Genomic DNA, 25,729 nt, shown 5'->3' with positions numbered 1-25,729 from the left:
CCTACCGGCGTTCCTCGGACGCGGTCCGGTGCCTGATCTCGGTGTCCGGGCCGGGTGAGCACACGCCCACATGCCCGTCGGTGAAGCGGACGCGGAACGGCGGGTTGCCGTCCTGGCCCAGTACTTCGACGATCTCGCCGACCTTGTCGTGTTGGCCGACCACCCTGCCGTGCTGGACAAACTGGTCGCCCGCGGTTGCACGCATCTGCGGGGCCTCCTCGCCGTGTGGAAGGGAGCGGTGGTCCGTGGTGTCGCTTCCCGTGCCTGCCTCCCGGCTCGCCACCGGGACTGGGCGGACCCGGCCCGGTGCTGTGACCGGAAAGGTTCACCGGCTCGCCGGAACCTTTCCGTGCACGGCACTAGCCCCGCGCCCGCTGGGTGACGGCGATGCAGATCAGCACCGCAGCCGCGGTCAGCGGTGCGGCGGGCGTCAGGTGTTCGCCCAGCAGCAGCACCGACCACACCAGTGTGAGCAGCGGCTGCGCCAACTGCAACTGGCTGGCCTTCGGGATGCCGATGGCCGCCATGCCCCGGTACCAGACGACCAGGCCGAGGAACTGCGAGCCGGCCGCCACCCACACCAGCCCGGCCACGCTGTGCGCGGTCAGCGCGACCGGCTCGTGGGCGAGGGCGAGGGCCGCGGCGGGCACCCCCAGCGGCAGGCAGAGGACCAGCGCCCAGCCGATCACCTGCCAGCCCGGCATCACCCGGGCCAGTCGGCCGCCCTCCGTGTAGCCGGCCGCGCACACCAGCAGCGCTCCGAACAGATAGAGATCGGCGCCGGTCAGCGCCCCGCCGCTCTGCTGCACGGTGAACGCCGCCACCGCGGCGGCCCCCGCGAGCGCCGCCGTCCAGAAGGTGCGCGAGGGCCGGGTTCCCATGCGCAGGGCGGACAGCAGCGCGGTGGTCAGCGGCAGCAGGCCGACGACGACGGCGGCATGGGCGGTGGTGGAGGTCCGCAGCGCGAGGGTGGTCAGCAGCGGGAAACCGACCACCACCCCGCCGGCCACCACCGCGAGTCCCGCCCAGTGCCGCCGCTCGGGCACCGGGACGCGCAGCACCAGCAGGCAGCCGCCCGCGACGACCGCGGCCAGCACACTGCGCACGGCCACCAGCGACCAGGGGCCGAAGCCCTCCAGGCCCCAGGCCGTCGCGGGGAAGGTGAGGGAGAAGGCGACGACCCCGAGGGCCGCCTGGAGGGTGCCGAGGCGCGGGGCGGGCGGGACGCTGACCGCTATCGAAGGCGGTGCGATAGCGCTACTCTGTGTCTTCATGCAAGAGCGTAGCAGTGTGGCTGAACTGGCGGATCGCCTCCGAAGCGAGCTGGACCGCTACTCTCCCGGCGGAAAGCTCCCTTCCAGCCGGGCGCTGGTCGAACGGTTCCGGGTGAGCCCCGTGACCGTCTCGCGGGCGCTCGCCCAACTGGCCGCCGAGGGACTGGTGGTGACCCGGCCCGGGGCCGGCGCGTTCCGGGCCCGGCCCCGCCCCGTGACCACCCCGGCCGGGGACACCTCCTGGCAGGAGGTCGCCCTGAGCGCGGACGGCGCCGCCGACCGCGTGCCGCGCTCGGTCGACGCCACGGGTGTCACCGTCTCCCTGGCCGTCCCGCCGCCGGGTGTCGTCGAGTTCAGCGGCGGCTATCTGCACCCCTCGCTGCAACCCGAGCGCGCCCTGTCCGAGGCCCTGGCCCGCGCCGGACGCCGGCCCGGCGCCTGGGGACGGCCCCCGATGGAGGGCCTGCCGGAGCTGCGGGAGTGGTTCGCCCGCACCATCGGCGGGGGCGTCGGCGCGGCCGAGGTGCTGGTCAGCGCCGGCGGTCAGGCGGCGCTCACCACCGCTCTGCGCGCCCTCGCCCCGCCCGGCGCACCGGTCCTCGTCGAGTCCCCGACCTACCCGGGCATGCTCGCCATCGCCCGCTCGGCGGGTCTGCGCCCCGTTCCGGTCCCCGTCGACGCCGACGGTGTGCGACCCGAGCTGCTCGCCGACGCCTTCCGGGCCACCGGCGCCCGGGTGTTCGTCTGCCAGCCGCTGTTCCAGAACCCGACCGGCGCCGTCCTCGCCCCCGCCCGGCGCGGCGAGGTGCTGCGCATCGCACGGGAGGCGGGCGCCTTCGTCGTCGAGGACGACTTCGTACGCCGGCTCGCCCACGAGGACGCCGGCCCCCTGCCCCGCCCGCTCGCCGCCGACGACCCCGACGGAGTCGTCGTCCACGTCGGCTCGCTCACCAAGGCGACCTCGCCCAGCTTCCGGGTGTGCGCCCTCGCCGCGCGCGGACCGGTGCTGGAACGGCTGCGCGCGATCCAGGTCGTCGACACCTTCTTCGTGCCCCGCCCGCTCCAGGAGGCGGCCCTGGAACTCGTCGGCTCGCCCGCCTGGCCGCGCCATCTGCGGACCGTCGCCGCCGAACTCCGCGCCCGCCGGGACGCGATGACCTCCGCGCTCCGGCTGCGCCTGCCCGAACTCACCCTCCCGCACATCCCGTCCGGCGGCTACCACCTGTGGCTGCGGCTGCCCGACGGCACGGAGGAGAGCGCGTTCACGGCCGCCGCCCTGCGCGCCGGTGTCGCCCTGACGCCGGGCCGCCCCTACTTCAGCGCCGAACCCCCGGCCGCCCACGTCCGGCTGAGCTTCGCGGCCGTCGCGGGCGCACAGGAGATCGCGGAAGGGGTACGACGGCTGCGCGCGGCCTGCGACGAGACGCTTCCGGCAAATCGTTCGACATGAGCCGCCGCCCGCTGTGAGGATCCGGCCATGAACGCCGCCCCACCCCTCGCCGAGGGCTACGAGATCTCCGCCGACCCCGCCCGCATCGACGCCGGGCGCGTCCACCGCTGGCTGTCCACCGACGCGTACTGGGCGCTCGGGCGCGAGCGGGAGCGACAGGACCGGGCGATCGCCGCCTCGCTGAACTTCGGGGTCTACGACCGCGCCTCGGGCGAGCAGGTCGCCTACGCGCGCGTGGTGACGGACCTCGCGACCTTCGCCTGGCTGTGCGACGTCTACGTGGACCCGGTGGCGCGCGGCAAGGGCATCGGGACCGCGCTCGTCGCCGCCGTACGCGACCACCTGCTGCCGCACGGACTGCGCCGGATCCTGCTGGCCACGCAGGACGCCCACGGGGTGTACGAGAAGGTCGGCTTCGAGGCGCTGGAGGAGCCGGACCGGTGGATGGCGCTGATCTACGCGAAGCTCGGCATGGCGTGAGGCCTTCGTGGGGCCTGCGCGGGGCCTGCGCGGGCCTGAGCGGCCCCACCCCGCTCGGGGCCTGCGCGCAGCGCGGCGGCAGGCCTGCACGAGACTCTTTTTCTCAGGACTTGTCCGGCACCGCCTGACTCGCCGGTGAGAATTCCGGTGTCGGTCGCCCGGCCCCCCTTGACCTGCGCAGGTGCTCGGCTCACCATCACCGCATGCCACTTCGGGTGACGTTCGTCGCAGCCGCGCGCAGCTCGCCCCTGCTCGCGGAGCGCTTCGAGGACGACCGGCCGCTGGACCAGGCGGGCTGGGACGAGGTACAGCGGGTGGTCCCCGACCTCCTGCCCCTTGCCGCCGCCGAGCTGCGCTACTGCTCGCCCACGCCCAGCAGCCGGACCACCGGTGACGCCCTCGGCTACACCCCGCTCGTGCAGCTCGCCCTGCGCGACTGTGCCATGGGGCGCTGGCGGGGCCTGACCCTGGGTGAGGCGATGGCCCGTGAGCCGGCCGCCGTCGACGCCTGGCTGGCGGATCCGCTGGCCACCCCGCACGGGGGCGAGTCCCTGCTGGACTTCATCACCCGCGTGGGCGACTGGCTCGACACCCGCCCGCTCGGGGACGGCGACCGGATCGTGGCGGTCGCCGAGCCGGGCGTGATCCGGGCGGCGGTGGTCTACGCGCTCAAGGCGCCGCCGTCGACGTACTGGAACATCGATGTGCGGCCCCTGTCGACGACCACCGTCACCGGCCGGGGCGGGCGCTGGAACCTGCGTCTGGAAGGGGCGTCGGTTCAGCCCACGCGCGCGTAGTTCCGTGGTGAGCAGCAGCTCCCTGCACGCGGCCCGGCGGACGGCGCGGAAGGCCTCCTGCAAAGCGTCCGTGCCACGACGACACGCGCGGACGCCCCATTGACGCGCTCATGACCCATCTCTATCTTGCCGTTCGATGTATTGATCAGTGTTCGGTTTTTCGAACAGTGCGACCGGGTGGCGCCCCTCTGATCCGCCCCCCTCGCACCCCGACCTTTAGAGCCGCGGAGCGTACATGCCACGCACCACCCGCAACCGTCTGGGACTCGCCCTCGGGGCAAGCGCTTTCCTCCTGGCCGTCGGCGGAGTTCCCGCCCTCCCCGCCCAAGCCGCCGACACCACCGACTACGTCCTCACCGTCGACCCCGCCGCCAAGGGCGCGAAGATCGACGACACCATGTACGGCGTCTTCTTCGAGGACATCAACCGGGCCGCCGACGGCGGTCTGTACGCCGAACTGGTGCAGAACCGGTCCTTCGAGTACACGACCGTCGACAACCGCTCGTACACCCCGCTGACCTCCTGGACGGTCTCCGGCTCGGCGAACGTCGTGAACGACGACGGCCGGCTCAACGACCGCAACCGCTCCTACCTCTCCCTGGGTGCGGGTTCCTCCGTCACCAACGCCGGCTACAACACCGGGGTGCCCGTCGAGAAGGGCGAGAAGTACGACTTCTCGGTGTGGGCCCGCGCCGCGGCCGGTACGGCGCTCACGGTCTCCCTCCAGGACGCCGACGGCGCCCTCGCCGCCGCCCGCCGGGTCGCCGTGCGCGCGGGCGGCTGGGCGAAGTACAGGGCCACCTTCACCGCCGGCCGCACCAGCAGCACCGGCCGGCTGACCGTGGCGTCCTCGGAGGCGGCCGCGCTCGACATGGTGTCGCTGTTCCCGCGCGACACCTACCGGCACGAGCCCAACGGCCTGCGCAAGGACCTCGCCGAGAAGATCGCCGCCCTGCACCCGGGCTTCGTCCGCTTCCCCGGCGGCTGCCTGGTCAACACCGGTTCCATGCAGGACTACAGCGCGGCCTCGGGCTGGCAGCGCGCCCGCTCCTACCAGTGGAAGGACACCGTCGGCCCGGTCGAGGAACGGGCCACGAACTCCAACTTCTGGGGCTACAACCAGAGTTACGGGCTCGGCTACTACGAGTACTTCCGCCTCGCCGAGGACATCGGCGCGATGCCGCTGCCCGTCGTCCCGGCCCTGGTCACCGGCTGCGGCCAGGACAGGGCCGTCGTCGACGACGCGCTGCTCAAGCGGCACGTCCAGGACACCCTCGACCTCATCGAGTTCGCCAACGGCCCCGTGACCTCCACGTGGGGCGGGCTGCGCGCGAAGATGGGCCACCCGAAGCCCTTCCACCTCACCCACATCGAGGTCGGCAACGAGGAGACCCTGCCGGGCGAGTTCTTCGCCCGCTTCAAGGAGTTCCGCTCCGCGATCGAGGCCGCGTACCCCGGCATCACGGTGATCTCCAACTCCGGCCCGGACGACGCCGGTTCGACCTTCGACAAGGCCTGGCAGCTCAACCGGGACGCCAAGGTCGCCATGGTCGACGAGCACTACTACAACAGCCCGCAGTGGTTCCTCCAGAACAACGACCGCTACGACTCCTACGACCGTGGCGGCCCGAAGGTCTTCCTCGGCGAGTACGCCTCCTGGGGCAACGCCTTCAAGAACGGCCTCGCCGAAGCCGCGTTCATGACCGGCCTGGAACGCAACGCCGACGTCGTGAAACTCGCCTCCTACGCCCCGCTGTTCGCCAACGAGGACTACGTGCAGTGGAGCCCGGACATGGTGTGGTTCAACAACCACGCCTCCTGGAACTCCGCCAACTACGAGGTCCAAAAGCTGTTCATGACCAACGTCGGCGACCGCGTCGTCCCCTCCACGGCCACCGGCACGCCCTCCCTCCAGGGCCCGATCAGCGGCGCGGTCGGCCTGTCGACGTGGGCGACGACGGCGGCGTACGACGACGTGAGGGTCACGGACGCGGACGGCGCCCCGCTCCTCACCGACGACTTCTCGGGCGACGCCTCCCGGTGGACCCACACCGGCGGCGGCAGCTGGTCCCTCCAGGACGGGCAGTACGTCCAGACCGACGTGGCCGCCGAGAACACCATGGTCTCCGCCGGTGACGTGCGCTGGCACGACTACGACCTCCACGTGAAGGCCACCAAGAAGGCCGGGAAGGAGGGCTTCCTCGTCGCCTTCGGCGTCCAGGACACCGGCACCTACTACTGGTGGAACCTGGGCGGCTGGAACAACACCACGACCGCCGTCGAGCAGGCCGTGGACGGCGGCAAGTCCACCCTGATCTCCCAGGCCGGGACCGTCGAGACCGGTCGCGCCTACGACATCGACGTCAAGGTGCGCGGCCGCCAGGTCACCCTCTACCTCGACGGCCGGGAGTGGGGCAGCTTCACCGACGACAAGCCGGCCGAGCCGTTCCGCCAGGTCGTCACCGAGGACCGGAAGACCGGTGACCTGATCGTCAAGGTCGTCAACGCCCAGTCCGCCGACGCCCGCACGGCGATCGACCTCGGCGGCGCGAAGGTCCGCGCCAAGGCCCGGGTGACGACCCTGACCGCCGCCCCGAACGCGGTCAACACACAGACGGCGACCCCGGTCGCGCCGGTGACGTCCACCTTCACCGGCGTCGCCGACCGGTTCACGTACACCTTCCCGGCGAACTCGATCACCTTCCTGAGGATCAGGCAGAGGTAGCCGGTCGGGGCGGGCGTGGACGGCCGCCGTCCACGCCCGCCAGGCGCCCCCGCGCCGGAACCAGCCCCGCCCACTGCGGCGTCGCCGAAGCGAACAGGCCATTCGTATGGCTCATTGACTCGACCTTCCGGGGAGTCGGTGGATCAACATCGTCGAGCCGTTAGGATCACGGCATGATCACGGCCAGGTCGCCCCGGTGCACAGCGCGCAACCGCGTGTCTGCCGGGCTGCCGCGTGTGCTGGCCCTTGCCGTCATGCTCTTCGGCGTTCTCCTCGCTCACGGAGTGCACGTCGAGGGCACCGGAGGACACCTGTCCACCAGCTCCGCAGCCGCCCTGGCGGGCCCGGCCGGGACGGAAGCCGGAGTCCGCGGAGACATAGCCCCTTTCGCCGCCGTGGCGACGGACGGCGAGCATGACGGTCACGGTTCGCCGTACCCCGCCGAGCATTGCGCCTCCGGACAGGTCCAGCAGGCGACGACAGCGGTGTCTCCCTGCTGTGCCGTGTCGGTTCGCAAACCGGTCACCGCCGTACGTTCCGCTGTGAAGCCGGGTCCTTCCGGTGCACTGCACGGGGTGTCTGCGCAGGCCATCAGAGCTGCCGTGGTGCAGCAGGTCTAGGCACCGCGGAATCCTCCACTCGGCCGTTCCGCCGCCGCACCCGTCTGTACCGGACGGGAAGCCGGGGTGTCTCGGCCGGTGTTCCGGCCGACGAGACAGCCCGTCCGCCCGAGGCGACTCGCCTCCCGGTCAGGTTCGTCGACGCGTCCTTCTCCCACCACCCATGCCCGCCGCATCCCTCCCCCTGGATGGAGGGCGGCGGACGCACGGAGGACCTGTGCCACCCCGTTCCCCAGCGGTCTCGCGCGCCCGGAGCGCTCCCGGCGGCTCGTCCGGGCCGCGCCGGATCGCCGCCGTGATCCATGGCGTCCTGCTCCTGGCGATCATCCTGTGCGCCGTAGGGCACGGCGGAAGCACCGAGCAGCACCACGGGCGGATGCCCGAGGCCGTCGCGGCCTCGGCGGTGACGGCGGGCGGGGCGCAGCCGCACGCGCCGCACCGTGCTCACACGTGCCCGTCGGATGCGGTCGTCCGCACGACCGTCCCGCCGTTGGATCAGCCAGTCGGCGACGCCGTTGCTCCCGCGGCCGTGGCCGCCGGTGTCGCTGCCCTGAGGCGTCCGCCTGTCCCCGGCGCAGCGCGCAGACGGCGACGACCGCGCAGCGGCCGGGCGGCGCTTGTCCGTACGTCCCGGTGGCGCATCTAGATCTCCCGCACCGCAGTCGGCACGGCCGACTGCCGCGTCCTGACGGTGCCGGGCGCGGACCGAGGTCCGGGCCCGTCGCCGCGGCGCGTGATGAATCACCCCCACCGTGCGTTCATCGAGCGAGAGCGAAGCATGCAGTCACTCACATCACTGACGAAGCACCCCCTCACCTCCGGCCGGTCCGCACTGTCGGCGCTGGTCGGGAACACGCCGCTGCTGCGCGTTTCGGAGCCGCTGGCTCCGGCAGGGCGCGGTTTCTGGGCCAAGCTGGAGGGCTTCAACCCCGGCGGCATCAAGGACCGTCCGGGGCTGCACATGGTCGAGCGGGCCCGCGCTCGGGGCGATCTGCGGCCCGGCGGACGGATCATCGAGTCCACCAGCGGCACCCTGGGTCTGGGGCTCGCACTGGCCGGCATGGTCCACGGCCATCCGGTCACCCTGGTCACCGACCCGGGGCTGGAGTCGTCCATGACCCGGTTGCTGACCGCGTACGGCGCCCAGGTCAACGTCGTCTCCGAGCCCCACCCCACGGGCGGCTGGCAGCAGGCCCGCCGCGAACGCGTGCAGCGACTGCTGCAGCAGCACACCGATGCGTGGTGCCCGGACCAGTACAACAACCCGGACAACGTCGCCGCCTACACCCCGCTCGCCCTGGAACTCGCCTCCGAGATGGGCCACATCGACGTGCTGGTGTGCAGTGTCGGCACCGGCGGCCACTCCGCGGGCGTCTCCCGGGTGCTGAGGCAGCTCTACCCGGAACTGGCCGTCGTCGGCGTGGACACGATCGGCTCGACGATCTTCGGCCAGCCCGCGCGGACCCGCCTGATGCGGGGCCTGGGCTCCAGCATCTACCCGCGTAACGTCGCCTACGAGAACTTCTCCGAGGTGCACTGGGTGGCCCCGCACGAGGCGGTGTCGACGTGCCGCCGACTCGCCGCCTCCCACTACGCCACCGGCGGCTGGAGCGTCGGCGCGGTCGCCCTGGTGGCCGGCTGGTTCGCTCGCACGATGCCCGCGGACGCCCGCATCGCGGCCGTCTTTCCCGACGGCCCCCAGCGCTACCTGGGCACCGTGTACGACGACGACTACTGCGCCGCGCACGGTCTGCTGGACACGCCCCCCGCCGCCGAGCCGGACGTGATCGGCCGCCTGGACGAGAAGGAGGTCACGCGCTGGACCCGGTGCACCGCAGTGGCCGATCCCCTCACCCTGCGGGAGAGGCAGCAGGACGTCACCGCGGCCGACGACACCGGGGCCGCCTCCGACCCCGCGGAGGCGGACCGGTGAAGGGGCTGCTCACGCAGGTCCGCTCCTACGAGCGCAGCGTCCAGTTGCTGATGGTCAACCAGTTCACCATCAACCTCGGCTTCTACATGCTGATGCCCTACCTGGCGGCCCACCTCTCCGGCACCCTCGGACTGTCCGGCTGGGTCGTCGGACTCGTCCTCGGCGTGCGCAACTTCAGCCAGCAGGGCATGTTCCTGGTCGGCGGGACGCTCGCCGACCGGCTCGGCTACAAGCCGATGATCGTGGCCGGGTGTGTGCTGCGCACGGTCGGCTTCGCCGCGCTCGGGCTGGTGGACTCGCTCGCCGCGCTGCTCGCGGCCTCGGCGGCGACGGGACTGGCCGGGGCGCTGTTCAACCCGGCGGTACGGGCCTACCTCGCGGTGGACGCGGGGGAGCGCAGGGTGGAGGCGTTCGCTCTGTTCAACGTCTTCTACCAGGCCGGGATCCTGCTCGGCCCGTTGGTGGGAATGGTGCTCACCGGAGTGGACTTCCGCGTCACCTGCCTGGTGGCAGCCGGGATCTTCGCCCTGCTCAGCATCGTCCAGATCCGCGCACTGCCGGCCCGGCGCAAGGACGGGGAGCAGGAGCGGGGCGGAACACGCGGGAGCGTGCTCGCCGAGTGGCGGGGCATCCTCGCCAACCGGCCGTTCCTGCTCTTCTCCGCGGCCATGATCGGCTCGTACGTCCTCACCTTCCAGGTCTACCTGTCCCTGCCGCTGGAAGTGCGACGGCTGGGCGGCGACGGGGAGTCCGGGACCGCTGCCGTGGCGGTCCTCTTCGCGGTGTCCGGGCTGGGCACCATCCTCGGCCAGACGAGGGTCACCGCCTGGTGCAAGGCCCGCTACGAGCCGGGCCAGGCGCTCGTGAGGGGGCTTGCGGTGATGGCCCTGGCGTTCGTGCCCCTGCTGCTCGCCACCGCCGTGCCCGTACCCGGGGCCGGCGCGGGGCGGTGGCTGCTCGCGGCGCTGCCGCCGACGCTCGCCGCCCTCCTGCTGGCCGTGGGCACGATGATCGCCTATCCCTTCGAGATGGACACCATCGTCCGGCTCTCCGGTGACCGGCTCGTCGCCACCCACTACGGGCTCTACAACACCGTCTGCGGCATCGGCATCACGCTCGGGAACCTGCTCACCGGCGCCGCGCTCGACGCGGCACGCTCTGCCGGGATGCCGGCGCTGCCGTGGATCTCGCTGACCGCGCTCGGCCTCGCCTGCGCGGCCGCGCTGTACGGCCTGCACACCACGGGCCGGCTGAGGGCTCTCCCCGAGCAGCGGCCCGCCACGGTGTGACACCGGCCCCTGCATGACGCCGGGGCGGTCACTCCGCGGCCGCCCCGGCTGGGCCCCGATCCGGTGTCCGGCGCGACCACCGGTGTGACCGAGAACTCTAGTTGGCAAATCATGGACTGAGATGCGCAGGTCAGGAGCGGGTGGAGAATCCTTGTTGGCAAATCATGAGAAGGATAGTTGGCAAATCATGGTCGCCGTCGTTGACTCTCTGTAACTGGAGGTAACTCTACCTGCGACGACACCAGCGAGAGGTTGAGTGTGCTGCACAAGGCTTGCGAGATGACCGAGTCGACTGGCTAGGCCACCACTCGGCCGCCCTGGTCGTGGACGGGCTGGGGAACTGGCTGCCCCTCGATGTCTGCGGCGTCAACCACTCTCGTTCCCCTGAGGGGTGGCGTTCCATGCCAGGCCGCCGAGGTCGAGTTGGTGGCGGGCACGGGTGACGGCGACGTAGGCGAGACGGGCGTCCGTGCCGCTTACTTCCGGGGCCTGGTCGGCCGCGCTCGTACCGGAGTTGGGGTCCTTCGGCTGGGGGAAGTCGTTGCCGATCCTGACGGTCGGCCATTCGCGGCCTTTGGCTTTGTGGGCGGTGGAGACGGTGACGTCGGCGTGTGCTTCCTCGGTGAGGTCGGACACGGCAGCGAGGATGGTGTCGGGACCGTGGGTGTCGATGAGGTCGACGAAGGGCTGCAGGTCGCAGCCGGCCGGATCGTAGGCGGCGTAGTCCTGCAGGTCGCCCCAGGACGCGAACAGCACCAGCTCGGGGTGATGAGTGCGGCGCCCTTCCTTCAAGTCGCGTGCCGCAGAGGCGAGTTGGGCCAGTTGCTGGCCTCCCCGGGTGAGGGCTACGCGGTGTCCTTCGCCGAGCAGACGCATGACCTCTGTCATGGCGCCGATGTTGGTGCGGCACAGCACGGCGTCGGGGTGGTCGACGCTGCTGACCTCTGCGGGAACGCTGGTGGTGCCCGTCAGCCGGATTGGGGCGTCGGCGAGCGCGAGCCACCGGTTGGCCTCGTTGGCGATCTGTGGCCCGAAGCGGAACGAGCGGGTGAGGGTCAGCTGTTCGGCGTCGAAGCCGGTCATCACGTCGGTTGCGCCCCGCCAGCCGTAGATGGCTTGGGCGGAGTCGCCGACCATGACGAGCTGGGCGTGGTCGCGCTGTGCGGTGAACACCTGCTCCAGCACCGGGTTGGTGTCCTGGGCCTCGTCGAGGAGGAGGAAGTCGGCCTCGATCTTCGGCCTGGTCAGCGCCCACATCTTGAGGTAGTGGTCGTGTTCGAAGCGGACGATGCCGTGGTCGGGGCGCTGCAGGTCCGCCCATGCCTTGGCGGCGAAGGGGAGCACGAGTTCGGCGAACTGACGATGGGCGGCGGGGGCGTCGAGGCCGCGTAGGCGCGGCACGTGGTGTTGGGCCAGTGCGCTGTCGGCGGAGTGGCAGAAGCGGGTGACGGTGCGCAGCACGTTGTGGGACAGGGTTCTCTGGCTGATCTCGTGGTCGGCGATCCGTACGGGGCGGAGGATGCCGAGGGACTGTCCGGTCTTCCAGGCCGGCTGGCGGGGGCTGTTGAGTCGGTCGGCATAGCGGTGTCCGAGTGCGGCGAAGGCGGTGGCGTGGGCGGTCCGGCACTGCACCGTGGACGGGAAGCGGGCTGCGGCGTCCTGCGCGATGTCCTTGTTGAAGGCCAGGTAGCGTCCCCGGCGTTTGGTGCCGGCGGCGAGCATGCACAGGGTGCTGGTCTTCCCGGTTCCGGCTCCGGCCTGCAGTGCGAGGTGCCGTCCGGCGCGGAAAGTGTCCGCCGCGTGGACCTGTTCATGGGTGGGGGTGGGCAACGTGGGCTCCGTGGGATGGGAACGGCCGGAACGGGGCGTAGCGGGTGGCTGCGTCCGGCCGGGGAGGCGACGGCGGGCTCAGCGTGGCAGACGTACCTGCAGAAGGCGGCCTGCGGCGCAGGCCAGAACTTCTTCCAGGGGGTGGTGGGTGAGCAGGCGCTGTATCTGCGATTCGAGGCGGTGGCGCCGCTGGCGTTGCTCGTGCGCGAGATAGGCCGTGATTCGTTCGGCCAGGACGTCCCCGGCGCGCTGGCCAAGCGCGGCCGCCTCCTCGCGGATCTGCGCGTCGGCGCGGCGGCTGAGGGCGACATTGAGCAGGACATGGCCCTGGCGGTCGGGATAGTGCGTGGCCAGCACGTCGATCGGCAGGACCGCGTCCAGGCGGCGGCGCAGGCGGTGCAGGGCGCGGCCCGGGCTCTTGCCGCGCTGCACCGTCATCAGCCGGGTGCGGTCTGCGTTCGCGGCGAACGTCACCCGGTGGCGGGCCTGGTGAAGTTCCCGAACGGTGGCGGGCCGCGTCAGGACGATCTCGACGGCGTACTGATGCGTCACGACCAGACTCGCCGGGGTGCGTGGCCGCCGGGGCGGCGCCCGTGCGTGGGCAGGCGGGTGTGGATGTGCTCGTGGTGGCGGAGCGGGTCGAAGGGTTCCCAGTCCGCGACGGCGAGGTCACCGGCGGTCGACGCTGTGGCATGGTCCCGGCACCGTTGGGTGCGCCAGCGCAGCTGTTCCTGGTACGGAAGTGCGGACAGGCTGTAGACGGCCATGACATCCGACGGCAGTGCGAGCTGACCGTGGTGCACGGTCACGGGTACCAGGGTCCACACCCCGTGCAACCCGCCGGGGCCGAGGGCCTCGGCCGTACAGCGGGTTCGGCGCCGGGTCTGGGCGACGCACTGGATCTCATCGACGGGGCGGGAGGCCAGGTAGCGGACGAACAGCAGCTGCACGACGGGCCGGGCCGGACGGCAGACGGCCTCGCCCGGCGGCGGGCCGCCTGCCAGTGTGGCAGGTGGAGCGAGGACTCCGGTGTCCAGCAGACGGCGGGTGCACAGGGCGAGAGTCCGGCGCAGGCCGGACAGCTGCGGCGCGGCCGTCGGAGCCGGGCGGGCTGGGCACAGCAGGTCGTGTGCCAGCCGGCACCAGCTGCTCCCGTCGCCCGCGGGATGGGCGATGCCGCGGCTGACGTGCCAGCGGCAGGACTCCGGCACCCCGGCCACCGGCAGTTCGTGCGGATGCAGCCGCACCAGCCGGTCGTCGGCCCCCAGGTAGCACTCGACCGGATTGCCGCATTCGCGGCAGGACGTGGTCTGGCCGCATCGCAGCAACCGGCTGGCACTGTCGGGGGCGATACGCAGGGACCGCCGCTGGGGCGCGCTCGCGCGGCTGCCGTCCCAGCGGCGCGCGGAAGGAGAAGGAGAGGAGCACATGCGGGCGAACCTGCCAGCCGACACGCCCCGCCTGCGGTACGCGACCCTGATGATCCCCCGGGCAGAGCAGAACGGGGCGACAACGGTGCGAACGCTTGCTCGCGCATTCGATAGGGCATTGCCGGATCGAGTGAATCGCCGCCGACGCTGGACGGGCCCGTATCAGCTGTCGGAGCTGTCGTCGGTGCCGGGGAGGCCGTGCTCGTGGCAGAGGGTGGCGAAGAGCTCGTCGAGCGGTGTGTCCAGGGCGTGTGCGAGGGCGTGCCATGTCTTGAGGGTGCCGACGGTGCGGCCCTGCTCGATCTCGATCACAGTGCGCCTGCCCAGGCCGCTGCGGGAGGCGAGCTCGTCGTAGCTCCACCCGCGCCCAGCCCGCAGACGCCCGAGCTCCAGTCGAAGGGCGTCGAGGTCCGGATCGGGCGGCAAGATCGTCACCCGACCATCCGACGGTGCAGACCCCTGCCCTGTCAGTGCAGACCTCTGCCCCATTTCTCCCGATGGCTCCACCGGCGGGAGGGCAGGGGTCTGCACTACGGTGTCGGCCGTCCCGCCGTACCGCGCGGTGGGGCTGGCGCCGGACCGGGAAGGGAGGGACACACGCCAATGAGGCTGCGCACCGTGTGTCCACAGGCGGCGCGGACCTGGACGGTGGAACTGCGATGCCAGACCAGCGGGCTCGTTCTCGTTTGCCAGCACTGTCCCCAGGATGGCCGGCGGGTCACCGCGCAGTCCGCGCGCTCGGCGGCCCTTGCTCACCTCGCCCGGCATGCCCGCGGTGACATGAGGGCTCCTCACCTGCGGATCTGTCAGTGTCATGAACGCGGCTGCCGTTGGCACCGCCGTCACCGCGGGTGCGCGGGGCCCATCCGCCTGCTCCTGGCTTGCGAACGTGGCGGCCGTGTCTGGCGCCTCGCCGACGCCTGCGGCGCCTGCGCCGCGGCCACCGCCCAGGCCGCCGTCGTGCCCGACACCGTGCTGGCCGCACCGTTCCACCCGCCTTCCGCGCGGCCGCGCGGTCCCCGGCCCAGCCGGGGGCCGGGGGAGCGTGTCCGCGTGAGCGAGATCCTCAGCTACCTGGCCGCGGCCCTGCCCGCGGACGTGTCCGCCGGGGCGAGGCTCCTCGCCCTGCAGTGCGCCCTGCGCATGAACGCGTACCTGCACGTCGAACTCCGTGCGGGCCTGCTGCGCAGCCTTCGTATCGATCCGGTGCAGGCCTGCCGCGAGTTGGAACAGGCGCGGTGGGCAAGCATGGTGAACGGTCCCGGAGCGGCCGGGGTGGCTGCGGAGCTTCGCGACGCCACGCTGCTCGCCCAGTCACCGGCCCGCCCCGACCGGCGGCGCGCGGCCGACTGGGCGTTGCGCACCGGGTGCCCTGCCCGGATCGGTGGGGCAGAGCCGCAGCTGCGACTGTCGGGCGTCTATCTCGCGGCGCGCAGCGATCCGTCCTCGGGGGAGGGACTGAGTGAGTGCGACCGGATCATCCGTGACTGTGGCCTGCGCGATCAAGGGTTCCACGGTGTGCTCAGCCATCTGACGGCGAACGGCGTTTTGGAAGGGTGGTGGATCTGCCCGGATTCAGGCGACGTGCACTGGACGCTAGCGCCGAGGCGATGACCGGCAACCCCTTGCCGACCGTGAGATGCGGGAACGGCCGGCGGGGGTGACTTGGCTCGTCAGACGTGCTGTCGGGTAAGCGGTTGCAGGTTCGAACCCTGGAACGGGATGAGCGAGGGAAACGCCTGACCGCGCCGGCGGCGAGGGGACCGATGGCGACGTGACCGACGTCGCGGCCAGGCCCGAACTGGTCACGGTCACCCCAGTGTTCCGCCTTCCTCCGCTGGACCGCGCACACGAGTAGAGAAGGGTGCATGCAGGGGCTGTCGTCGGTCTCTCAGAACACAGGTCCTGTGGATACCGGTGTCCTCCGTCGTCAGGGCACCGCGTAGGTGTCGATCCCGTCGTCAGTCGTGGGCAGTCTCGGCCTCGTCGTCCGGCGTCGTGGACAGTCCGGCCGCGTCGGCGAGATCTGGGTCCTCCATGCTCTGGTTTCCAGCAGGTGTGTCCGACTCCTCGTTCGAAGTCCGGTCGCCGTCGGCGAGTGTCGGGAGGACATATGCCTGGGCTAGCCCCGCGAGGTGGAGTGGGAGAGGGAGAGACAGGGCAGCGGCGTAGTCCGGGGCCTGGCGGAGCTGGTGCATGGCGAGGGCCAGCGCCTCGGGGTCGTCGGGCTTTTCCGGTACGGGGGCAGCCAGGTCGTCATCCTCGTGGCAGCCCAGTACCGCGATCTCCACCAGGGTTGGGTTCCAGGCGCTGGTGCCCGCCTGCGAGGTGAGGTTGCCTGCCGCGTTGACCCGGGTGGCGAGGCGGTCGAGTGCGGGGGAGATCGCATGGGTTCCGGGGCGTTCGGTGGTGCTATAGAAGACCCGCTCGCGCGACGAAGTCCCGTCCCCGTAACGCTGCTGGGGATCCTGTGCCCAGAAGCCAGCCGGCTGTCCGTGGGGCTTGCCCGGGTCGGCCAGCCCCCACCACTGGGCGCTCTCGCGACCGCCGCATCCGCGCACGCGTACGAGGCGCAGTTCGTCGTCCAGTCGTCCTGCCGGGGCGTGGCCGGTCTTGATCAGATCGCGTTCGGTCTGGCCGTCCTGGAGCCAGGGCCAGTGCAGTCGGCTGTTCTGAGCGTGGGTGATCAGTGCGGTGGGTTGCCCTCGGAGAGAGTGCAGCACGCGTTGGAGGAATGCCGCGCTCTCCCTGCGCTGTTGGGCGAGGTTGCTGCGCCACTGCTTGCCGGTGACCCTAGGGGCATCGGGACGTGCGTCATCGTCTGGAGTCCCGGGTTCCGTGAACGCTTCGGGGTCGATCTCCGCCTGTTTCACCAGACCGAGGAGGAACTGCGGGTAGGGCACCCATTGCCCCGCGGTGTCATCCCAGCCGCGTACGGCTGCGAGGCCTTCCCCGGCCGGGAGCGGGGTGACGAGGACGGCCACAGGCAGGTGCTTGGGCAACCGGGTCGGGCCGTCCTTGCGACGTTTCACCATCCACACCGCCGCGTATTGCAGCGAGTCCGGAAGATCGTCACCGAGGGTGTGCTGGGGCAGGACGCGGACGCCGAGCTGGCGCAGTCCGTCGAGCCACGAGCTGCACGTGCGGTGGTCGAGGCTTTCCACATTGTCGATCTGCCGGTCGATGGACGGGGTGACGACGAACTGAGTCAGCAGGCCCGCGTCGGCGCACCCGAGGCGGATGGCGAACTTGGGGTCCGTCGACGCTGGGCGGAACGTGCTGCGGTGTGCGACTTCCACGAGGGCGAGTTCGGGGCGGGAGGGGTCCGCGCCGTCCGCGCGGAGCCAGGCGCGCAGGGCGCGGCGCCGTTCGGCGACGGCCGCCGCGAGCGCCGTGCCTTTGCCCTTGACCGCCAGGTCGGGCACGAGCCGGTCGCCCAGTCCGTCGGCGAGGGGCAGGCAGCGCAGCCGGAGTGTGACCTCTGCCGTCCGCCACTCCAGGACGACCGGTGCTCCGGGCGTGGCCTCGTCGAAGTCCCGGTCCGTGACATGGGCGGCACTGGCGCCGCCGTCGCCGTCGAGGCCCAGGGCCTTGGCGAACTGTTCCACTGCCTCGCCGCGTACCTCGGGTGACTGCCACAGCAGCCGCACCTCCACCACGGGCGGGCCGGTTTGTTCCGGGCCGTCGGAGGCGATCTGGACCTGTGCCGCGAGTGCCACGCGCCGTGCCTGGGTCTCGCGCAGCAGCTCGGCCTTCTTGGCCTCGTCTGTCCTGGGCTTGGGCCGCCGGTTCTGCGGCGCGCCGATGCCCTTGCCGCGTCCGCGCGTGAGGTCGGGTACCCGGGCCAGTGTTTCAGGGAGGGCCTGCTCGGCCCATTCGGTGAGCTGGGCCCGCTGGTTGGGCATGAAGCCTGTGCCGATCTCGTGCTTGCCCATCCTGGTGCTGTGGACCACGGCCGCGCGGACACCGCGGCCCTCCCCGATCCAGGAGACCGGTTCGGTGAGGAGTTGTTCGGGGTCGGGGAAGTTGCCGGCGAGGCTGAGTCCGCGCAGGATGCCGGCGGTGTCGTTCTCCGACCAGACGAAGGTGTCGGCGGCCCGGTCGCGGCGCAGGCGTGCCAGTGCGTAGCGTTCGGTGGCCGGTGCGCCCGGCAGCCAGGGGATGGTGGGCCGCAGGTAGACCGTAGTGGCCTCCCGGTAAGGCAGGTTGAGGCGCTTGGTGGTGGTCCGAGGGTGGGTCGCCCAGCGGCGTACACCCCAGTGCAGGTGGAGCCGCGGCCTGGGGTCGAAGGGCGTGGTGTGCAGGGAGATGTTCAGGAGGACGGAGAACCACCACTCCTTGCGTTTGACGGTCCGGCACAGAGGCTGCGACATGAGTTCCGCGCCCTGGTCCTGAGGCCCGCGGGGCAGGGCTCGGAACCGCAGCTCCCCGCCCTCGAACGGGAAGGGATCGAGGGTCAGGATGCGGCGTGCCAGGGCGTCGGTGGCGAGTTGGAACTGGCGCGGTTCCGGGGCGGCTGTGCCGCCCCCAGTGGTCGGGGTGGTGAGGAGTTCGACGCCTGTGACCGGCTGCCACTCGGGCAGGTTCTGCTTCAGCTCGGTGCTGCTCGCGAGCAACAGTGAGCGGAACCGGGGATCCTGTGCGGAGTCCTTGGGGCCGAGGGTACGCAGCCAGGCATCGAGGAGTTGCTGCATGGAACGGCCCGGGAGGGGGTCGGGCGCCGAGGCCGGTACATACATCCAGAAGTCCTCGGCGGCCTGCGGCCCCGGTTCCACGGGGATCCGCGGCCGGGGGCGGACGATCACGTCGGGGGCGAGGGTCTGGAGCACGCCGTCGAGTCGGCGGGTGGGCAGCGTCGGCTGCCGCTTCTCCTCGTCCCGCCCGTGGTTGTGCAGTTCGAGGAGTCCGGCATGCCAGTGTTCGGGGAAGGGAAGTGCGTGGAAGTCCTCGGTCCAGGGGGTGCCCTCCTCGGCCAGGTGGTACGCGGATCGGCGGATGTTCTTGTACATATCGGTTCTCCCTGCGATGTCCATACGTAGGCGGTGCGGTTGCTCGCCAACAGTGCTGCTCAGGGCGGTGGTTGACGTATTTCAGTCGATCGGTCGCGGGCCGGGTGACGTCCCCATGGCGCACAGTGCTTCGTACAGCGGGCGGTAGAGCAGCTTGACGAGTGCGGCGTCGGCGGGATCGGTGCGCGCGCCGTACTCGACGGTGCCGGTGTCCTTGTCGGTGTGGGCGAAGTACGGCGCCAGAACGTCCCGTAGCCTGACCAGCAGCCCGGGGTCGCCTGCGCGGCGTGGACGCCGGCCCTGGCCGGTGAAGGGGGCCTGTGCCGCGGCGAGTTGCGGTGCGAAGGCCGCGTCGACGAACACGACGCGGGCGGGTACGCCACCGCGGACGAGGCGCCCGATGACCTGCCAGATGGTGACGAGCTGGTCCCAGACGAAGGACTTCTTCTCGTCATCGGAGAGCGAGGAGTAGATGAAGGGCCGTGACAGTACGTGCCGCCACACGCCGCGTGCGGTGGTCCTGAAAGCACTGCCTGCCGCGTTCAGGTCCCCGGCCTGGGTGACCATGTCGCTGAACGTCCCTTCGTCCGGCAGCTTCAGCTGACCGCGTACGAACCGCGTCGCCCAGTCGTTGATGGCGAAGACCGCCAGGGAGAGGTCGTCAGGGCGGGGATGCGGGCGGACCAGGAAGAACACCGTTCCGAACGCCGCCACCTTCTCCTCGCCGGGCCGTTGGGGGGCGGTGAGGATGTTGTGTCCTCGCTCCACGGCGAGGAGGGGCGCCACGAGCAGTTCGGCGTCCGGGTCGTCGGCGAAGGACGCGAGGTCCCCACGCCGGACCGCTCCCGCACCTGATCCCGTGCCCGGCGCCTGGCTCCCCGTCGGCGCCGTCCCGTCGACGGCTGCCTCCAGTTCGGCGTCGTCGGCGGCCAGGACGCGTACCCGGCCACGCCAGCGCGGGATCTCGTTCAGGGCGGTGGCGGCCACCTTGGCTTCCGCGTAGCTGCCCACCAGAAGCAGGGCACGCTTGCGGCGCTGGTCGGGGATCTGGGCGAGTTCGCTCTGGAGAGGGGAGGAGTTGCCGTCGCTCCGGGACCGGGCGAGCCGGTCGATCATCAGGCGCAGGACGTCCTCGCGCTGGTCGGGGTCCTGGCCGGAGAGCCGGATCGGCTGTCCTGCGGCGTCGTAGAGGAACTCGGTGCGGAACACGGTCTTCCGGATAGCATCGAGAGCCTTGCGCTGCGGTTTCAGTACGGCGCGGACGGGGGCGAGGACGTGGGCCCGGGTAGAGGTGCCGGCCCAACTGGTGCCCGACATCAGCAGCACGTGTGGGCCTGCCTTGCCGAGGCCTGGGTCGGCGCCGAGCTGGTGAAGACCCAGGAGCAGTTCCCGGCCCACGCCCGCGCAACGGAAGAAGCGCAGGGTGCCGGTGCGGTGCCCGTCCTTGTTGCGGGCGGCGGCCCGTTCGTCCACCAGGTACTGGAAGCCCAGGACGTTGCCCATGGGCGCTTCGGGCAGTAGTGGCGCGTAGTCGAGGGGCGGGCGGCGGGTCAGCTCGTGGGCCGCGGAGTCCAGCCGTAGCGCTGCCTCCACCTGAGGCCACAGGAACGTCACCCGGTCCAGGCGTTGGTGCAGGGCGGCGAGGACGAGGGTGAACTCCAGCCGCCGTGCGTTGAGTTCACGCCACTCCTCGGTGAGTGGTACGTCCTCGGGGGCAGGCTCCTTGCCTCGCTTGGCAGCGGGCATGGGGCGCTGTTCCGGGCCCGGCGCTCCGACGAGGAAGGAGTCGAGGAGCGCGCGGACTCGGCGTCGTGTCCGCTTCTCATCGAGGGTGTGCAGGACGTCGTGGGCGAGGGCCGTGAGCTCGTCGGCGGGAGTTCCGTAGGGGCCGCGTCCGCCGAGCGGATCGTCGCGGAACGTGTCGAAGAACCCGGTGATCGCGGTGCGTCGCTGTACCCAGGGAACGTCGGGGACGGGGGAGTCGCCATCGGCCCCGAGCCCTTCCTCGTCCTCGTAGAGTGTGCTCTCGTCCTCGACATCCTCTTCGTTCATGTTGTCCGGCCGCCCGACGGCCTGGCCTCGCGTCAGCGGGTACCAGGCATGCAGCAGCTTCTCCTGAAGGGTCCAGGCACTGAAGTAGTCGATCTGCGCCCAGTCCCGCATCGCTCCGTCGTCGATGAGCATGGCGTACAGCCGGTTCGCGGCGGATCCGACGACGTCCAGGGCGGCGGACCACCGTTCGACGTCCTGGTCGGAGAGTTGCAGCCGTCCCTGCCGGGCGAGTTCGGCGATCTCGTGAGTCTGCAGCTGGTCGAGCCAGGAGTCGGAGACACCCTTGGTGACGAGCGTGGCCGACGGGGCGAACATCTGGTCGAGCTGCATCTGTACGCGGTCGGCCTCGTCGACGACGACGATGTCGCTGCGCAGGCAGGCCAGCTCCAGATAGCGCAGGCGCTCGGCGTTTAGCTGACGCGGAACCGCCGTCTGGACGAGACTGGCCGGGTTGGCCACCCAGATCAGCGCGTCCACGAGGTCACGCGCGGCGGAGTGCCGGGGGCAGGCGCTCCACAGCGGGCAGGCGTGCGGGGTGCCCAGGTCCTGCTCGTCGGTGTCGGTGTCGTCCGTGGCGCCCTCCCTGTCGACGGCGCCTCGGGCTCGTTCGAGTTCGCGTACGGCGCGCTCGGCCGCGGGCTCCTCGGTGGTCTGCTGGCGCCGAGCGGGGTGAAGGCCACCGCAGGGCGCGTCGGTGTAGCGCAGGGGCTCGGACGTGTCGAGTGCGCGCAGGGCGTCCAGCGGGCAGGCGGTGCTGAGGTGGGCGAAGACGGGTCCGGTGTGAGCCAGTAGGGAGTGTTCTCCCCGTGCGGCGAGTCTGCGGTGCAGCCGCTGGGTGTGTTGAGGCCGCGTCGTGCCCCCCTGCACCAGGGCGGCGCTAAGGCCGAGCGTGCGGAACAGCTCGGTCAGCGTCAGCTGTTCGGCCACGTCGCCGACGACGAGAGTGATGCGCAGGCCTTTGTGGTACGCCCAGACGGCTAGCAGGGTCATCAAGGTCGACTTGCCGGCGCCGACCATGCCGACGAGGTGGGTGAGCCGGTCGAGCGGCAGCGCGGACGCCGCTTCGAAGACTGTCCCGTCCGGGGTACGGGTGTCGAGGTCGAGCTGGGCGAGACGCTGCTCCCAGTTCCCCGCCTTGAGCCCGCGCCGCCGCTCCTCCGCGTCCATCCACCGTGCGACGTCGGCGAGTTCGTCGAGTGGGACGTCGAGGGGGCCTGCGGTGGCCGGGCGTTCGGCGGTGAGGGGGTGGCCGGGGAAGGGGTCCCGCACGAGATCGGCGGGGACGGTGACAGAAGTGCGCCGGTGGCGGCGGTCCATGAAGCGATGTTCGCCCGCCTCCGCCGGGGGAAGCACCTTCGTGGCGAAGCCGGGGAGTTTCGCGAGCGCGTCGTCGTAGGTGGTGAAGCGGTCGGCCGCCACCTTGAGGGGGACCCGGTGGGCGGGCTCCCCGGCCGCCGGGACGCGGTACGCGCGCAGCCGTTCGGGCAGTTCCAAATAGGCGCCCAGGCTCTGCTCCCACATCCGGCCACGGCGCATCGGCCAGAGCAGGTGCCGGGCCGCGGCCAGCGCGACCTGTTCGGTGGTGCCAGTGGGGAGCTTCGAGGCCCGCGCGAAGGCGAGGCCGTAGCCGCCGAGGAGCGTCCACGCCCCGTCGGCAGCGTGACCGGGCGCCACGGTCTCCATCAGCCGCAGAGCGAGCTCGACCTGGCAGAGCAGAGCGGGCCGGGTCCCGGCGTGTTCTTCGGGCCAAGGCCTCAGTGCGGCGACGACCGGCTGGTACCAGCTGCTACGGTCACGCATGGTCTGCTCCCTTCTTCCCGGCGCCGTCGGTCGCCGCCGTCTGGTTTCCGGACCGGGACGACGCTGTGCGTGCCCCGCCGTGCTCCCTGGCCGGAGGCACTGTGTGCAGGGGCGCGATGGACGCGTCCGGCCCGCGTTCGCCGGACAGCCGCAGCCGCGCGGTCCGTTTCAGCTGATCGTCCGTCAGTAGCCGCAGACCGCCCGCCCCCGCGCCCCGCTCCCTGGCGTACATGGCCAGGTAGTCACGGCGGGCACGCACCCGGAATGCGGGCACCACCCAACAGGCTTCGTCGTACGGGGGCTCGGGGCGGACGGCGGTGGCGGCGCGTCCGAGGAAGGCGGGGTGTGCCCAGTCCTTGACGTCGACAGCCCATACGTGACCGTCGGGGAAGGTGATGCGAAGGTCGTACGCGTCGAAGCCGGGCCACATCTCGACGGTGAGGCCCAGGGCGCGTAGCTCGCCCTCCAGAAAGACCTCGGCGCGTCCAGGGCCGGTGACGAACTGCCGCAAAGGTTTCCGCAGTTGACGCAGCTCGCCCACCTCGGACGCGACGAGTTGCCGACCGCGCGGTGGGGGACCTTGGTGCCGGCACTGGTCGCGCTCGCACCACCACTCGGTGTCGGACACCGGATGGAGCAGGGTCAGGCAGCGGTGACAGCACAGGCACGCGCCGTCCCGGCGGAACCCGAGGGGGACGGGGGCGTAGATCTCCTCGATGAGAAAGCGCACGGGGTCGAGGAAGAGGTCGGTGCTCACCTCGGTCCAGTCCGCCTCGGTGAGGACAGGCCGATTTACCAGGAGGCGACGGAAGGCCGTGTACGACTCGGGTGACGACACGGCCCGGCAGGCGCGCAGGGCCTCGTGGATCACCAGGCGGTCGTACTGCCGTCCGGTGCTGTCGCCATACCCCTGCACGGCGAGCTCGTGGCAGAGCTGCGCGGGCTCTCCGGAATCCTCGTCGATCAGCCGGTCCGCGGTGTCGAACAGGTCCGCGGGCAGCCGGTCGAGGGGCCAGCTGCCCAAGGGGCGGGCGCGGGCCCAGCGCATCATCTCGGGCACCCCGGCCGGGGGCTTGGCGCCGTTGCGCAGGCACTGGAGTACCAGGGCATCCAGGGCCCGCTGCGCGCCGGCCGGGTAGGGCAGAGTGAAGGAGTCAAGGCGGTCGACGGCCGCCAGGTGCAGTACGGCGGTGGCCACGTCCCGCAGGAGGACGACATCGGGGTTGGACAGCCAGTCCGGTACGAGCTGTTGGTCAGGCATGGGGCGTGGCGTCTCCTCGTGGCGAGGTCTGCGTGTCGGGGCTCGGCGGGCGCGGATGGTCGGTGACGTAGGCGGTGCCGGGCCGACACCAGGTCCGGGCCTGACAGCCGTGGCAGTGTCGTCCGGTCCTCGGTTCGTAGGTGGTGTCGTCCAGGAGTGGCTGGGCGAGTTCGGTGATGACGGCCCGGGCTTCGTCGACGTTCTCGTCGCGGCCGGGGTCGATGGGTTCGAGCCGACTCTCCCCGTGGCCCTCACGTAGGTGCTCCAGTTCGACCCAGGAGCGGCGCGGGTCGTCGCCCAGCGCGCCCGCGTGAAACAGCAGGACACCGAGGGCGAGTTGGGGATAGGTGTGGAGCAGGGAATCGCGTTCCCACAGGGGGCGGGCCGACGTCTTGGTCTCGCGCCAGATCCACCGGCCGCGGTGGGTGTACACCAGGTCGGGTACGGCGAGGACGACGATGTCGAGTTCGGGCACGTAGGCCGTGACCCGATGCTGTACGAGCACCTGCTCGTCGGCGTCAAGTCCGTTGAGGGGGCACAGGAGCCGGTGTTCCGCGAGCATCCCGGCAGCCTCGCGTGCGGAGGTGTCGTCGAGTCCGGCCCTGGCCCGTATCGCCGTCGGCTCGGGGATCTCGCGGTCCCGGCAGCCGCGCACCGGGCGTTCGGCGTGCTCTGCGTCGAGCCAGGCATCGACGGCTCTGCCGCGCCGTGCCCCCCGGTCCTCGGCCGAGAGGTCGTTGAGGTGCAGTCGCCGCACCAGGTGGTACTGGGCGGGGCACTCGGCGTGCAGCCGCAGGTCCCAGACGGAGACAGAGCGGCGTGGGCGTGCGAGAGCCGGAGGGTGCCCGCCCCACAGCCGCGGGGTGCGTTTCAGATCCGTGCAGCCGGCGATGGCCTTGCAGTCGACACAGCTCTCCCCGGGCTGCACGCCGAGTTCGGTGGCAGCCGTGACGAAGGCAGGCACAGCGTCGTCCCTGAACCGCTGACTCGCCTTGGCGGGGTCTTCGGAGAGCAGCTTCTCCACGGACCCGTCGGCGCACCCGACGTCGAAGACGCGGACCACTTGGGGCAAGCAGGTGCTCTCGGTCGCGGTGGGCGGAGGCTGGGCGCGTTGCTTGCGGCGAGGCGTGGGCGCGCCGAAGGCCATCACCTGTGCCACGGCCCCGAGTTCCGCGTCGGGGCGGTGGGTCTTGGCCCGGCCCATGGAAGGCAGCCACAGGTCGCGCACCCTTCCGTCGGAGGAGGTGTACATGCGGCCCCAGAGGGTGTGCTCGTACTGCCGGGCGCCACGCGCGTCGGGAGCGTCCGTGCGGGAAGTGCGCCACGTCCATGGCTGCTTCACCGGCTTGGTCTCAGGCAGCCCGGCCTCGACGGCGGCTGCCTGTTCGCGGGTACGGGCGGCCACGTAGCGCTCCAGGGCGTGGGCGGTCCAGGCCAGGTGGGCGGGGTGGACCGGGGCGCCCCATCCCCGGAAGGGACCGCGGGTGCCCCGGAGTTCCTCGCGTACCCGCTCCACGGACCATCCGTCGTATTCCAGCAGGTCGAGGGCGGTGAACAGCGGGCCGAACCCGAACTCCTCGCGGGGTGGGCGCCGGAACGACACGGCCGGGTCGGCGACGAGCAGGGGCCGCATCGCGGTGCGTCGGTGGGTGGGACAGGCCGCGTCGTCGGGCCGGGCCATCCGGGGGCTCGCCCTGATCAACCAGTCGTGGCCGACGACGCCGGGTGGGTTCTGCATGGTGACCCCCGTGGCAGGCGGTATGGGCAGGAGGGTGCCCA

The 25,729-nt window shown here is 71.6% G+C and carries 17 protein-coding genes; 7 read left to right on the top strand and 10 right to left on the bottom strand.

What is annotated here, in order from left to right; genetic code table 11:
- Window position 1: 1 nt before the first annotated feature.
- On the bottom strand, window positions 2–205 hold the full coding sequence (locus tag AQJ58_RS15535; protein ID WP_067250335.1) for a DUF1918 domain-containing protein: 204 nt from the start codon (window positions 203–205) through the stop codon (window positions 2–4).
- Between the two features lie 154 nt (window positions 206–359).
- Window positions 360–1,274: a DMT family transporter gene (locus AQJ58_RS15530; RefSeq protein WP_067250332.1), complete on the bottom strand. Its 915-nt coding sequence runs from the start codon at window positions 1,272–1,274 to the stop codon at window positions 360–362.
- Here AQJ58_RS15530 and AQJ58_RS15525 point away from each other — a divergent pair.
- From AQJ58_RS15525 to AQJ58_RS15500, 6 genes are all read left to right on the top strand, one after another.
- Complete coding sequence (locus tag AQJ58_RS15525; protein WP_079078942.1) at window positions 1,273–2,724, top strand: aminotransferase-like domain-containing protein; 1,452 nt, start codon at window positions 1,273–1,275, stop codon at window positions 2,722–2,724. The genes AQJ58_RS15530 and AQJ58_RS15525 overlap by 2 nt on opposite strands.
- A gap of 27 nt (window positions 2,725–2,751) precedes the next feature.
- Entirely contained in the window at window positions 2,752–3,204 is a 453-nt protein-coding gene (locus tag AQJ58_RS15520; RefSeq protein WP_067250327.1) for a GNAT family N-acetyltransferase, read from the top strand.
- A 203-nt stretch (window positions 3,205–3,407) separates the two neighbouring features.
- Window positions 3,408–4,001 (top strand): histidine phosphatase family protein, encoded by a 594-nt coding sequence (locus AQJ58_RS15515; RefSeq protein WP_067250324.1) that lies wholly within the window; start codon window positions 3,408–3,410, stop codon window positions 3,999–4,001.
- Between the two features lie 235 nt (window positions 4,002–4,236).
- Complete coding sequence (locus tag AQJ58_RS15510; protein ID WP_067250321.1) at window positions 4,237–6,726, top strand: alpha-L-arabinofuranosidase C-terminal domain-containing protein; 2,490 nt, start codon at window positions 4,237–4,239, stop codon at window positions 6,724–6,726.
- Window positions 6,727–8,124: 1,398 nt separating this feature from the next.
- Complete coding sequence (locus tag AQJ58_RS15505; protein WP_067250318.1) at window positions 8,125–9,279, top strand: PLP-dependent cysteine synthase family protein; 1,155 nt, start codon at window positions 8,125–8,127, stop codon at window positions 9,277–9,279.
- Entirely contained in the window at window positions 9,276–10,568 is a 1,293-nt protein-coding gene (locus AQJ58_RS15500; RefSeq protein WP_067250315.1) for an MFS transporter, read from the top strand. The genes AQJ58_RS15505 and AQJ58_RS15500 overlap by 4 nt, the downstream gene beginning before the upstream one ends.
- Window positions 10,569–10,934: 366 nt before the next feature.
- Here the strand turns inward: AQJ58_RS15500 and AQJ58_RS15495 are convergent, their stop codons facing one another.
- The 4 genes from AQJ58_RS15495 to AQJ58_RS15480 all read right to left on the bottom strand — a co-directional run bounded on the left by AQJ58_RS15495 (window position 10,935) and on the right by AQJ58_RS15480 (window position 14,263).
- Complete coding sequence (locus AQJ58_RS15495) at window positions 10,935–12,398, bottom strand: UvrD-helicase domain-containing protein (RefSeq protein ID WP_067250312.1); 1,464 nt, start codon at window positions 12,396–12,398, stop codon at window positions 10,935–10,937.
- A gap of 78 nt (window positions 12,399–12,476) precedes the next feature.
- Window positions 12,477–12,950: a hypothetical protein gene (locus AQJ58_RS15490; protein WP_008404665.1), complete on the bottom strand. Its 474-nt coding sequence runs from the start codon at window positions 12,948–12,950 to the stop codon at window positions 12,477–12,479.
- Window positions 12,947–13,828: a DUF6083 domain-containing protein gene (locus AQJ58_RS15485; protein WP_067250310.1), complete on the bottom strand. Its 882-nt coding sequence runs from the start codon at window positions 13,826–13,828 to the stop codon at window positions 12,947–12,949. Before AQJ58_RS15485 ends, AQJ58_RS15490 begins: the two co-directional genes overlap by 4 nt.
- A 162-nt stretch (window positions 13,829–13,990) precedes the next feature.
- The gene (locus tag AQJ58_RS15480; RefSeq protein ID WP_067250307.1) at window positions 13,991–14,263 is read right to left on the bottom strand and encodes a helix-turn-helix transcriptional regulator; all 273 of its coding nucleotides are present in this window, start codon (window positions 14,261–14,263) and stop codon (window positions 13,991–13,993) included.
- A gap of 618 nt (window positions 14,264–14,881) precedes the next feature.
- Between AQJ58_RS15480 and AQJ58_RS15475 the strand changes: the two genes are divergently transcribed.
- Window positions 14,882–15,442 carry a hypothetical protein gene (locus AQJ58_RS15475; protein ID WP_008404671.1) on the top strand — a complete coding sequence of 187 codons (561 nt, stop codon included), beginning with the start codon at window positions 14,882–14,884 and terminating at the stop codon, window positions 15,440–15,442.
- 347 nt (window positions 15,443–15,789) lie between these two features.
- On the opposite strand, the gene AQJ58_RS15470 is transcribed toward AQJ58_RS15475, so the two are convergent.
- The 4 genes from AQJ58_RS15470 to AQJ58_RS15455 form a co-directional block, all read right to left on the bottom strand.
- A complete protein-coding gene (locus AQJ58_RS15470; RefSeq protein ID WP_067250304.1) occupies window positions 15,790–18,837 on the bottom strand; it encodes a pPIWI_RE module domain-containing protein in 3,048 nt (1,015 codons plus the stop codon).
- An 81-nt stretch (window positions 18,838–18,918) separates the two neighbouring features.
- Complete coding sequence (locus AQJ58_RS15465; RefSeq protein ID WP_067250302.1) at window positions 18,919–22,689, bottom strand: pPIWI_RE_Z domain-containing protein; 3,771 nt, start codon at window positions 22,687–22,689, stop codon at window positions 18,919–18,921.
- Entirely contained in the window at window positions 22,682–23,950 is a 1,269-nt protein-coding gene (locus tag AQJ58_RS15460) for a pPIWI_RE_Y domain-containing protein (RefSeq protein ID WP_067250299.1), read from the bottom strand. The genes AQJ58_RS15465 and AQJ58_RS15460 overlap by 8 nt, the downstream gene beginning before the upstream one ends.
- Window positions 23,943–25,688: a PD-(D/E)XK nuclease family protein gene (locus tag AQJ58_RS15455; protein WP_234360060.1), complete on the bottom strand. Its 1,746-nt coding sequence runs from the start codon at window positions 25,686–25,688 to the stop codon at window positions 23,943–23,945. The genes AQJ58_RS15460 and AQJ58_RS15455 overlap by 8 nt, the downstream gene beginning before the upstream one ends.
- Between the last annotated feature and the right edge of the window lie 41 nt (window positions 25,689–25,729).

The organism is Streptomyces sp. DSM 15324, from assembly GCF_001514285.1.
Classification (GTDB): domain Bacteria; phylum Actinomycetota; class Actinomycetes; order Streptomycetales; family Streptomycetaceae; genus Streptomyces.
Note: the sequence above shows the minus strand (reverse complement) of the source record. Positions and strands in the feature narration are given on the sequence as shown.

Bases quoted from the DNA above. Each gene is read 5' to 3' on its own strand.
- AQJ58_RS15535 (WP_067250335.1), bottom strand. From the start codon at position 205: ATGCGTGCAACCGCGGGCGACCAGTTTGTCCAGCACGGCAGGGTGGTC.
- AQJ58_RS15525 (WP_079078942.1), top strand. From the start codon at position 1,273: ATGCAAGAGCGTAGCAGTGTGGCTGAACTGGCGGATCGCCTCCGAAGC.
- AQJ58_RS15530 (WP_067250332.1), bottom strand. From the start codon at position 1,274: ATGAAGACACAGAGTAGCGCTATCGCACCGCCTTCGATAGCGGTCAGC.
- AQJ58_RS15520 (WP_067250327.1), top strand. From the start codon at position 2,752: ATGAACGCCGCCCCACCCCTCGCCGAGGGCTACGAGATCTCCGCCGAC.
- AQJ58_RS15515 (WP_067250324.1), top strand. From the start codon at position 3,408: ATGCCACTTCGGGTGACGTTCGTCGCAGCCGCGCGCAGCTCGCCCCTG.
- AQJ58_RS15510 (WP_067250321.1), top strand. From the start codon at position 4,237: ATGCCACGCACCACCCGCAACCGTCTGGGACTCGCCCTCGGGGCAAGC.
- AQJ58_RS15505 (WP_067250318.1), top strand. From the start codon at position 8,125: ATGCAGTCACTCACATCACTGACGAAGCACCCCCTCACCTCCGGCCGG.
- AQJ58_RS15485 (WP_067250310.1), bottom strand. From the start codon at position 13,828: ATGTGCTCCTCTCCTTCTCCTTCCGCGCGCCGCTGGGACGGCAGCCGC.
- AQJ58_RS15470 (WP_067250304.1), bottom strand. From the start codon at position 18,837: ATGTACAAGAACATCCGCCGATCCGCGTACCACCTGGCCGAGGAGGGC.
- AQJ58_RS15465 (WP_067250302.1), bottom strand. From the start codon at position 22,689: ATGCGTGACCGTAGCAGCTGGTACCAGCCGGTCGTCGCCGCACTGAGG.
- AQJ58_RS15460 (WP_067250299.1), bottom strand. From the start codon at position 23,950: ATGCCTGACCAACAGCTCGTACCGGACTGGCTGTCCAACCCCGATGTC.
- AQJ58_RS15455 (WP_234360060.1), bottom strand. From the start codon at position 25,688: ATGCAGAACCCACCCGGCGTCGTCGGCCACGACTGGTTGATCAGGGCG.